The sequence below is a fragment of the Polaribacter porphyrae genome, assembly GCF_002954685.1.
Taxonomy (GTDB): Bacteria; Bacteroidota; Bacteroidia; order Flavobacteriales; family Flavobacteriaceae; genus Polaribacter; species Polaribacter porphyrae.
Map to the genome: position 1 here is coordinate 1,353,265 of NZ_MSCN01000001.1, position 11,019 is coordinate 1,364,283.

Annotated in this window: 11 protein-coding genes and 1 tRNA gene; 7 read left to right on the top strand and 5 right to left on the bottom strand. The window is 28.7% G+C overall.

Annotated features, from left to right (window positions below):
• Window positions 1-78: 78 nt before the first annotated feature.
• A tRNA-Gly gene (locus tag BTO18_RS06010) sits at window positions 79-151 on the top strand.
• A 39-nt stretch (window positions 152-190) separates the two neighbouring features.
• Here BTO18_RS06010 and BTO18_RS06015 read toward each other — a convergent pair.
• The gene (locus tag BTO18_RS06015; protein WP_105015363.1) at window positions 191-847 is read right to left on the bottom strand and encodes a rhomboid family intramembrane serine protease; all 657 of its coding nucleotides are present in this window, start codon (window positions 845-847) and stop codon (window positions 191-193) included.
• An 81-nt stretch (window positions 848-928) separates the two neighbouring features.
• Between BTO18_RS06015 and BTO18_RS06020 the strand changes: the two genes are divergently transcribed.
• Window positions 929-1,846 carry a lysophospholipid acyltransferase family protein gene (locus tag BTO18_RS06020; protein WP_105015364.1) on the top strand — a complete coding sequence of 306 codons (918 nt, stop codon included), beginning with the start codon at window positions 929-931 and terminating at the stop codon, window positions 1,844-1,846.
• A gap of 46 nt (window positions 1,847-1,892) precedes the next feature.
• Window positions 1,893-2,813 (top strand): lysophospholipid acyltransferase family protein, encoded by a 921-nt coding sequence (locus BTO18_RS06025; protein ID WP_105015365.1) that lies wholly within the window; start codon window positions 1,893-1,895, stop codon window positions 2,811-2,813.
• A gap of 40 nt (window positions 2,814-2,853) precedes the next feature.
• Here the strand turns inward: BTO18_RS06025 and glmM are convergent, their stop codons facing one another.
• Window positions 2,854-4,248, bottom strand: coding sequence for a phosphoglucosamine mutase (gene glmM / locus BTO18_RS06030; protein ID WP_105015366.1), 1,395 nt, complete (start codon window positions 4,246-4,248; stop codon window positions 2,854-2,856).
• Window positions 4,249-4,400: 152 nt separating this feature from the next.
• On the opposite strand from glmM, the gene BTO18_RS06035 reads away from it, so the two are divergent.
• Window positions 4,401-5,180, top strand: coding sequence for a DUF6090 family protein (locus tag BTO18_RS06035; RefSeq protein WP_105015367.1), 780 nt, complete (start codon window positions 4,401-4,403; stop codon window positions 5,178-5,180).
• A 68-nt stretch (window positions 5,181-5,248) separates the two neighbouring features.
• The gene (locus BTO18_RS06040) at window positions 5,249-5,626 is read left to right on the top strand and encodes a cupin domain-containing protein (RefSeq protein ID WP_105015368.1); all 378 of its coding nucleotides are present in this window, start codon (window positions 5,249-5,251) and stop codon (window positions 5,624-5,626) included.
• 114 nt (window positions 5,627-5,740) lie between these two features.
• Here BTO18_RS06040 and rpsA read toward each other — a convergent pair whose 3' ends face one another.
• Window positions 5,741-7,582: a 30S ribosomal protein S1 gene (gene rpsA / locus BTO18_RS06045; protein ID WP_105015369.1), complete on the bottom strand. Its 1,842-nt coding sequence runs from the start codon at window positions 7,580-7,582 to the stop codon at window positions 5,741-5,743.
• A gap of 481 nt (window positions 7,583-8,063) precedes the next feature.
• On the opposite strand from rpsA, the gene BTO18_RS06055 reads away from it, so the two are divergent.
• Together BTO18_RS06055 and BTO18_RS06060 are read left to right on the top strand one after the other, a co-directional pair.
• Window positions 8,064-8,516, top strand: coding sequence for a RidA family protein (locus BTO18_RS06055; protein WP_105015371.1), 453 nt, complete (start codon window positions 8,064-8,066; stop codon window positions 8,514-8,516).
• A 3-nt stretch (window positions 8,517-8,519) separates the two neighbouring features.
• Entirely contained in the window at window positions 8,520-9,149 is a 630-nt protein-coding gene (locus BTO18_RS06060; protein WP_105017515.1) for a 7-carboxy-7-deazaguanine synthase QueE, read from the top strand.
• 111 nt (window positions 9,150-9,260) lie between these two features.
• On the opposite strand, the gene cmk is transcribed toward BTO18_RS06060, so the two are convergent.
• Window positions 9,261-9,956, bottom strand: a complete 696-nt coding sequence (gene cmk / locus BTO18_RS06065) for a (d)CMP kinase (RefSeq protein WP_105015372.1) — start codon at window positions 9,954-9,956, stop codon at window positions 9,261-9,263.
• The gene (porQ, locus tag BTO18_RS06070; RefSeq protein WP_105015373.1) at window positions 9,956-10,978 is read right to left on the bottom strand and encodes a type IX secretion system protein PorQ; all 1,023 of its coding nucleotides are present in this window, start codon (window positions 10,976-10,978) and stop codon (window positions 9,956-9,958) included. Before porQ ends, cmk begins: the two co-directional genes overlap by 1 nt.
• Between the last annotated feature and the right edge of the window lie 41 nt (window positions 10,979-11,019).

An 11,019-nucleotide genomic window follows, 5' to 3' on the forward strand; every position in this document is an offset into this window, starting at 1 on the left:
TACAATTTTAAATATTATTTTTAAAAATAATTCATTGTAAAAAACAAAAATGAATTTATATTTACGACTCTTTACCATGCGAAAGTAGCTCAGTTGGTAGAGCGTCAGCCTTCCAAGCTGAATGTCGCCAGTTCGAACCTGGTCTTTCGCTCTAAAGACTTTATTATTTATTTAATAAAGTCTTTTTTGTTTAAAGGTTTTTTAATTTATCACCAAAAAGAAGTAATAAAACGATTGGTATTGACAACATTAATACAAATAAGGTATTTGTTTTAAATAAAACAGGGTTTATTAAAAGTGTCAAAACAAAACCTCCAATAGCTCCTCCTAAATGTGCTGCATGACCTATGTTACCCAATTGTTTTTTCATCCCATAAATAGAATATAATAAATACCCTACTCCAAAAATAAATGCGGGTATAGGAATTGGTATAAAAAACAAATACAAACTCATACCTGGATACAATAAAATACAAGCATACACAATACCAGAAACTGCTCCAGAAGCACCAACTGCACTATAATAAGGTTCATCTTTATGGTAATATAAAGCATAAAAATTACCTGCTAACAAACTCCCAAAATAGATAATCAAAAAGTTTAGGCTACCAAGTATTGATATTACAATACCACTAAACATATAAAAAACATACATATTTAAAATAAGATGCATCCAATCTACATGTAAAAAACCAGAAGTAAGCATTCTTATTTTTTCATCACCCTTAACTCTACTTACTTGAAATTTGTATTTATCTAAAAAAGAATAGTCATCAAACCCCTTTAAAGAGAATAATACATTTACAATAATAATTACTAAAACTATAGGATTTATGTCTTGTAGCATAACACAAAAATAGGAAATCTCTTTGTTTTACCTATCTCATTTTAAATATAAATATTGATATTTGTACTCTAAAATTAGAACATGCAATTTTTAGTTTTTGTATTTACATATCCGTTTTTTTGGTTGTTTTCTAGGCTACCTATGAAAGTTTTAAATATAAAATCAGATATACTTTTCTTGTTGATATATTATGTTATTGGATATAGAAAAGAAGTAGTTTTAGAAAATTTAAAATTGGCTTTTCCAGAGAAAAGTATTGAAGATAGAAAAAAAATTGCACGCTATTTTTTTAAGCATTTTACAGATTTATTTATAGAAACTATTAAAGCAATTTCTATTAGTGAACAAGAAATTTTAAAACGCTACAAATACAAAAACCCTGAACTCGTAAATAATCTTTTAAAGGATGGAAAAAGTATTGCTTTTGTAAGTGCACACCATGCAAATTGGGAATGGTCTGTTAACTCTCCTTTGGTTTTAGACAGTAAAGTAAATGGAGCTTATACAAGTATAGGTAATAAATATTTTGATAAAATTGTAAAACAATCTAGAGAACGTTTTGGGTTTGTTTGCTATGAATCTTCTAAAACAGTTAAGGCTATTTTAAAAGATTATAAAAATAAAAAACAAGGTATTTATTTATTAATTAGCGACCAATCTCCTCAATTAGAACATACTTTATATTGGCAAAAGTTCTTTGGTATTAAAGTGCCATTTCATATAGGTGCAGAAACATTGGCTAAAAAATTTAATTTAGCAGTAGTATATTGTGATACTACAAAAGTAAAAAGAGGTTTTTATGAAACTGAATTCAAATTAATAGCAGAAAATCCTAAAGATTTTGACGATTATAAAATTACTGATGCTTACATAAGGCTAACCGAAGAAACTGTAAAAAAACAGCCTGAATGCTATTTGTGGTCTCATAAACGTTTTAAACACAAAGACAGGTTTGAGGAATGGAAAACTTTAAAAGCTGCAAAAAAATCTAAAAAATAAAGGTTTTAAAACAGAAATACGATATTTGCATTTAAATATAAAGTATATGAATTCAATTGTGTTTTATCTTACTTACCCTTTAATTTGGTTGATTTCTAGATTACCAATGTTTCTCTTATATCTTATATCCGATTTTCTCTTTTTTTTAGTATATTATATATTTGGCTACAGAAAAGAAGTAATTATGGGAAATATTTCTGTAGCTTTTCCTGAAAAAACTGATAAAGAAAGAAAATTAATCGCAAAGAAGTTTTACAAGCATTTTACAGATATGATTGCAGAAAGTTTAAAATCTTTTGCCATCACAGAAAAACAAATTTTAAAAAGATATACTTATAAAAACCCTGAACTAGTTAATAAATATGTAAAAGAAGGAAAAAGCGTTGCTTTAGTAAGTGCACATTTAGCAAATTGGGAGTGGTCTTTTAGTTTACCATTAGTTATAGATGGTAACGTTTTCGGAGCCTACAACAAATTAAGAAACGAAACTTTTGAGAAAACGCTTAAAGAAAATAGAGAGAAATTTGGTGTTGTTGGTGCAACTACTGCTAATTTTATAAAATTAATAAAGCAAAATTTTAAAACCAAAACTCAAGGTTCTTATATATTATTGAGTGATCAATCTCCTCATGTTGAAAAAACATTTCATTGGGCAGAATTTTTTGGAGTAAAAGTGCCTGTGCATACAGGAGCAGAAATGTTAGCTAAAAAACACGATTTAGTCGTAATAAATTACAGAGCAAAAAAAATAAAACGCGGCTATTATGAAACTGATTTTGAATTGATTGCTGAAAATCCGAATGATTTTAAAGATTATGACATTACAGAAAAGTTCTTAAAAATTACTGAAAGAAATGTAAAGGAACAGCCAGAGTTTTATTTATGGTCTCACAAGCGTTTTAAGCACAAAGATCGTTTTGAAGAATGGAAAGAAATCATGAAAAAAAGACAAGAGCAAAAAAAGTAGGCAATAGCCTACTTTTTTATTTTAATTACAATAAGGTTTATTAAATACCTGCTATGTCTTTTATTTCTGTAATAAAACGCTCTGCTAATACATCAGCTGCATTTTGAGATTTTGCTTCTGTATAAATTCTAATAATTGGTTCTGTATTCGATTTACGAAGGTGAATCCATTCTTCAGCAAAATCGATCTTTACACCATCAATTGTATTTACATCTTCATTAGCATACTTTGTAGCCATGGTTTCTAAAATAGTATCCACATCAATTTCTGGCGTTAACTGAATTTTATTTTTACTCATAAAATAGCTTGGATAAGAATCGCGTAATTCTTTACAAGACATTTTTTTATGTGCCAAATGTGATAAAAACAAAGCAACACCAACTAAAGAATCACGTCCATAATGTGAAGCAGGGTAAATAATTCCTCCATTTCCTTCTCCACCAATTACAGTATTAGTTTCTTTCATTTTTATGACCACATTTACTTCTCCTACTGCAGAAGCTGTATAAGTACCACCATGTTTTTCGGTAACATCTCTTAAGGCTCTAGAAGATGATAAATTAGAAACTGTATTTCCTCCTCCTAGACGTCCTAAAACATAATCTGAACAGGCTACTAATGTATATTCTTCACCAAACATAGAACCATCTTCAGATACAATTGCAAGTCTATCAACATCTGGGTCAACTACAATTCCAAAATCAGCTTTCTTTTTAACTACCAATTCAGAAATATCTGTTAAGTGCTCTTTTAAAGGTTCTGGGTTGTGAGGAAATTGTCCATTTGGTGTACAATACAATTCAATACATTTTACCCCTAATTTCTTTAACAAAGCTGGGATAAAAATTCCACCAGTAGAATTTACACCATCTACAACTACTTTAAATTTTGCTTTTTTAATCGCTTTTACATCTACTAAATCTAGCTTTAAAACTTCTTTAATGTGCTTTTTTAAATATTTTTTGTTCTTTTTGTAAGAGCCTAAATCATCAACCTCTGCAAAGGTAAAATCTTCACTTTCTGCTAAAGCTAAAATTTGTTCTCCATCTTCTCCATTTAAAAATTCACCTTTTTCATTTAATAACTTTAAAGCATTCCATTGTTTCGGGTTGTGTGAAGCTGTTAAAATAATACCTCCTTCAGCTTTTTCTAAAGGCACAGCAACCTCAACTGTTGGAGTAGTTGATAAACCTAAATCTACAACATCGATTCCTAAACCTACTAAAGTATTGGCTACCAAACTCGATATCATTTTACCAGAAATTCGAGCATCTCTACCAATTACTACTTTTATTTTTTTCTTTCCTTCGTTTCTTTTCTTAATGAATGCTCCATAAGCAGAGGCAAATTTCACAGCGTCAACAGGCGTTAAATTATCAGCAGTTTTACCACCAATTGTTCCTCTAATGCCTGATATTGATTTTATTAATGTCATTGGGATATTTTATTTGTTAGCAAATATAATTTTTTTCGATTGATTTTTTTTAAAATTATTAGTATTAGTTCTTACCTTTCTTGGTCATTATAATATAATCATTTAGAATAATTTCCATTTTTAGTATCTTTAAAAACTACAATATAAATTCTATGATTCATTTATTTAGAAAATTAAGACAAAAACTTATAAAAGAAAATAGAGTAAGTAAGTATTTAGCTTATGCTGTTGGTGAAATTTTGCTAGTTGTTATTGGGATAATTCTGGCACTTCAATTTAGCAATTGGAACCAAAAAAGAGCAGAAACCAAAAAAGAGATTTGGTATCTTGATAATATTGCCAATGATATGTTTAATCAAAAAGATGGTCTTTTAAATTTAAAGGAATATTATACTGAAACGCTAACCACAGCTAAAAATATTTTACTCGATTTTAAACAAAGTATGAGTTATACAAGTATAGATAGCTTATCATTAAAGATTAACAAATTAATGCGTTCTGATAGCTACCCAAACATTGATAATACTTATAGAGAATTACTTTCTTCAGGACAAGTTTCGTTAATTGAAAACGATAGTTTAGTTTTAAATATTATTGATTTTTACTTGTATACAGACGAAATTGAAAACGTTTTTAAAGTAAATCAGAGTCAAGTATTTTATGGTGAAGTGTATAAAACTTTAAATAAATATTCAGAAATTGATTTATTTGAGTTTGTTGAAGATGAAAATTTACTTTTTAAGGATGAAGAGGTTCAACAATATATATTAAAAGAACTTGAGAAGCCAAAAAACAGATTAGAATTAACCAACGCTTTAAAAAATAAAATTGTTATAACAACTGATTATTTAGAAAATGTAAATGAATCTCTCAAGTTAGTAGATAAGATGATTAATGAGATTGATAACGAAATTGATATTCTATTAGATTAACATCTAATAGTAATTTGTACTTTTTTACCAAATGAACAAAATTTTTACAACTAACCAAACTTATCATAATGAAACAATTGCCACTTTTATTCTTTTTTATTTTACTTCTTGTACAAATTCTATCATGTACTCAAAAAAATAATTTAGCAGACCCTTTACAAGCAGGTTGGAAAGGTAAAAAAGTTTGTACCATTTTAGAAGAAAATAATAAAATTAGAACTTTAAAATGTGTTTTTCCTCCAGGAATTGGGCATGAAAAACATTTCCATGCATCTCATTTTGGATACACATTATCTGGTGGTAAATTTAGAATAACCGATGCAAAAGGAACACGTGAAGTAGATGTGCCTACAGGATATAATTATTACAAAGAAAAAATTGAATGGCATAAAGCTATAAATATTGGTGATTCTACAGCTGTTTTTTTAATTGTAGAACCTAAATAATAATGATTAAATTCTTTAGAAAAAAAAGGCAGTGATAAAAAATCACTGCCTTTAAATTATTAATTTTGTAACGCTATTTCTGGACGTCACATAAATATCAACTAGTAAAAAATATTACTTTTTGTTACCAGCTTCCATTTTTTTCTTTAATGCTGCAAGACCACCAATATCACCTAATGTAGTTTTTTCAGCATCTTGAGATTTTTTAGCAGCCGCTTTTATATTTCTCTTTTCTTGCTCTCTAAATATAGAAGTATGAGATACAACTATTCTTCTGTATTCTTTAGAAAATTCTAAAACAATAAAGTCTACTGTATCACCTTTTGCAAGTTTACCACCTTCTTCTTTATCTAAAAATCTGCTTGGTGCAAAACCTTCAACATCACCTTCAAAAGTTACAACAGCACCCTTATCATTTTTATCTTTAACAGTACCTGTATGAGTAGAACCTATTTTAAATGTAGCTTCATGAGCATCCCAAGGGTTATCTTGAGTTTGTTTATGACCTAAATTTAATTTTCTATTTTCTACATCTAATTCTAATACTTGCACTTCTAATTGTTGACCAACAGTTACAAAATCTGATGGATGCTTAATTTTCTTTGTCCAAGATAAATCAGAAATATAAACTAAACCATCAATACCTTCTTCTAACTCAACAAATACACCAAAATTTGTGTAATTTCTTACAGTACCTGTGTGCGTTGAACCAATTGGGTATTTAGTAGTGATATCTGTCCAAGGATCTGGGTGTAATTGTTTAATTCCAAGAGACATTTTTCTATCTTCTCTGTCTAAAGTTAAAATTTGAGCTTCAACCTTATCTCCAACTTTTACAAAATCTTGTGCAGAACGTAAGTGTGTTGACCAAGACATTTCAGAAACATGAATTAATCCTTCAACTCCTTGTTCTACTTCTACAAATGCACCATAATCAGCTAAAACAACAACTTCTCCAGTTACTTTATCACCAACTTTTAAATCAGCGTTTAAAGCTTCCCAAGGATGAGCTGATAATTGTTTTAATCCTAATTGGATTCTAGATTTATTATCATCAAAATCTAAAATTACAACGTTTAATTTTTGATCTAACTCAACAACCTCATTTGGATGATTAATTCTAGACCAAGATAAATCTGTAATATGTACTAAACCATCAACACCACCTAAATCAACAAATACACCATAAGAAGTAATGTTTTTAACAACACCTTCTAATACTTGTCCTTTTTCTAACTGACCAATAATTTCTTTTTTCTGTAATTCAATATCAGCTTCAATAAGTGCTTTATGAGATACAACAACGTTTTTAAACTCGTGGTTGATTTTTACAACTTTGAACTCCATTGTTTTCTCTACGTATTGATCGTAATCTCTAATTGGTTTTACATCAATTTGAGAACCTGGTAAGAATGCTTCGATTCCAAAAACATCTACAATCATACCACCTCTAGTTCTACACTTTACAAAACCGTTAACTACTTCACCAGTTTCATGAGCATTGTTAACACGCTCCCAAGCTTTAATTACCCTCGCTTTTTTGTGAGATAATACTAATTGACCAGAAGAATCTTCTCTTTTATCAACTAATACTTCTACTGTATCGCCTTCTTTTAAACCTTGATTGTAACGAAATTCGTTTAGAGAAATAACGCCTTCAGATTTAGAATTGATGTCAATAATTGCATCTCTATCTGTAATTCTGATAACTTTCCCTTCAATTACATCACTTTCATTTACAAAACCGATGGTTCCTTTTAAAGCCTCTTCAAACTCTTTTAACTTTTCTTCATCAACTTCATCAATACCTTCTTCGTATTTGTGCCAGTTAAAATCAGCTAAAAATTGTTCTGGATTTACAGTTTCTTCAACTGTTTCTGTAACAGCTTCAGTAGCTGTTTCTTGTACTTCAGCAGCAACTATTTGCTCTTCAGTGTTTTTTGTTTCTTCAGACATATGTCTAAAAATAATTTGTATCTTATTGTTTTACAGATTTTTAACGATTAAAACGCAAAGAGATGTTTTTAAAAATAATTATCTTTTATTCCTTTTACAAATCTGTTCTCGTAAAAAGGAGTGCAAATGTACAAAATTTCCTTGATTTTTAATTACTTACAAATAAAATAATTGTTTTAAAATGTGATTATATTTGTAAATATGTTTGAACTATTTATTTTACTTTTAATAATAGTCTTTTTTGTTTTTTTATATTGGAATTATAAATTACAAACCGAAAAAGAAAAAAATGATTTATCTGGAAACTTAGATAAGAAAAGAGAAGATTATGAGAGATCTAGCTTATTTTTAATTGATTATTTTAAAAATCTCTTCAAGAAATAGAAAATTAAAGATCCTATATATCTATCAGTGTAAATCTGTGATATTCATGTCTTACATATTTTAATCTAATTATATTTATACTGAAAATCAAAACTTTATGAAATCAATCTTAAAAACTTTCATTCTTTTTTTTATTCTGATGAATTTTGGATGCAAAAACAAATCAACATCAACAATAAAACATCATAAATCTCACGAACAAAGCAGACAAAATGCACCTTTTTCTGATGCTGTACAAGTTGATAATTTGTATTTTTTAACGGGTCAAATTGGAAAAAATCATAAAACAGGAAAACTAGTTGATGGTGGAATTAAAGAAGAAACCAAACAAGCTTTGCTAAATATTGAAGCTGTTTTAAAGCATCACAATTTAACTCTAAATGATGTAATAAAATGTACAGTGATACTTTCTAATATTGATAATTTTTCTAAAATGAATGGAATTTATAGCACATTTTTCAAGGAAAATTTACCTGCAAGAACTACATTTGCAGCCAATTTAGTTGCAGGTGCAAAAATTGAGATAGAAGTAGTTGCTGCAAGAAAGTAAATGATGGATAAAGAGACAAAAGAATTAGTAGATAAAGGTATAATGCTTCCTTTAATGGAAGAGTTTTACACCATTCAAGGAGAAGGTTCTCATACAGGAACTGCTGCTTATTTTATAAGAGTTGGTGGTTGTGATGTTGGTTGTCATTGGTGTGATGTAAAAGAGAGTTGGAATGCTGATTTGCATCCACCAACTTTAGCTGATACTATAGTTGATAATGTAAAAAAATATGCAGATACTGTAGTAATTACTGGTGGTGAGCCATTAATGTGGTCTATGGATTATATTACAAATTTGTTGTTAGAAAACAATATTAAAACTCATATTGAAACTTCTGGTGCATATTCTTTTTCTGGAAAGTGGGACTGGTTTTGTCTATCTCCTAAAAAAACCAAATTGCCTTTAACAGAAAATTACAGAGAAGCTGATGAATTAAAAATGATTATCCATAATAAATCAGATTTTGATTTTGCTGAAGAACAAGCTGCAAAAGTGGGTAAAAAATGTCAATTATTTTTGCAACCAGAATGGAGTAAAAAAGAAAAAATGACGGAACAAATTGTAGATTATGTAATGAAAAATCCTAAATGGAAGATTTCTTTACAAACACATAAATATTTGAATATTCCTTAATTTTTTTTGAAGCTATTTCCTGCTTTTCGCACTCGCTTTTTTTATTCTGAAAAAGAATAAAAAAGAGCTCAAACAAATGCTTCAATCAGGGCTAGACTTGTTTGTAAACTTTTAGATCTCTTGAAGTTTTCTATCAACTAAAGAACAAATTCTCTCAAATTGTTCTTGAATTCCCATATCAGAATTATCAAATTCAATAGCGTCATCTGCTTTAACTAAAGGAGAATCCTTTCTTGTAGAATCTATTCTATCTCTTTCCTGAACATTAAAAAGGATTTCGTCAAAATTCACTTTATCTCCTCTACCAATCAATTCTTTATAACGTCTTGTGGCTCTTTTATCAGCAGAAGCAGTCATAAATAATTTTAAATCAGCATCAGGAAAAACAACAGTACCAATATCTCTACCATCCATAACAATACCTCTTTCTTTTCCCATTAATTGCTGTTCTGCTACTAATTTTTTTCTAACTTCAGAAATTGCAGCGACTTTACTTACCAATTGAGAAACTTCTAATGTTCTGATTTCTTTTTCAACATTAACTCCATTTAATAACATTTCAGCAAAACCTAAATCTTTATTAAACTTAAAAGAAAGTGAAATTGAATTTAATTCTTTAATCAATTCTTCTTTTTTAAGGTAACCCTCACCTACATAATTATTTTGTTTTGCAAATAAAGTAACAGCTCTGTACATTGCTCCTGTATCTACATAAACATAGTTGTATTTTTTTGCAAGTAATTTTGCTATTGTACTTTTTCCAGTTGATGAGAAACCATCTATTGCAATTGTAATTTTATTCTTCATTATCTTCTATCTAAATCAAATTGTAAACTAAAGGTGCTTGCATTTGTAGCCGAATGAAATTTAGAATAAGCATAATTAAATTTCATTCTATTCATCTTTATTCCAAAACCAAAAGAAACCCCACCAAAAGTTCTTACATTCTGTAATTTTAATTCAGCTGCTCTCCTAAAATTATACCCTAACCTCAAATTAATAGCACTTTCAGGAAACAGTTCAGCTCCGATAACAAAATGTCTTAAGGCATTTCCTATAAATCCAATTTTTTGTTCAGTAACATTACCTTCAATATCTGTTGTCGCTTCAGAAGGATTAGGAACAGATACATCCCATTGTTGAAGATTATCAAGAGTAAAATACCATTTTAAAGGTACATATTTAAGTTGATAAGATGCCCCTAAAGCTAACTTAAAAGGTAGCTTTTCTCTTATGCCATCAAATGCTTTTATTTGAGAACCGAAGTTTCTAGCAACTAAAGTAAAAGAAAATGTTTTATAAGGATTGAAATATAAAATACCAAAATCAAAAGCTACTCCAACTGAAGAAAATGTACTAATATTTGAATTTATAATTTTAAAATTTGATCCAAAATAGAAATTAGTCCAAGGTAAATTCAATGCATAACCAAAAGATAAAGCGATATCACTTGCACTAAAATTTCCAGTTTCATTTCCCTGTTCATCAGCACCAATCAAAGTCCCATAATCTAGATATTTTATACTTCCATGCACAGTACCAAATCTTCTTGAAATTTGTCTTGCATATGACAACGAACCTATACTAATTCCTGCTAAATAGCTAGAATAATTTGCTGAAAGTTTGCTATCCAAATCTTCATTAATAACAGAAGGATTCCATATTGGCTGATTAACATCATCCATCAAATTTAAAACTTCACCTCCCAAAGCCAATTGTCTTGCAGATGTAGATAAATTCAAAAATTGATACACTTCTTCACCTCCAACTTGAGAATAAAAAAAACTTGAATATAATAAAGAACAAAAAAAAAGAGGTTTAATTTTCATTAATTAATTAATTAAATATAAGAATATAACGAAAATACTGC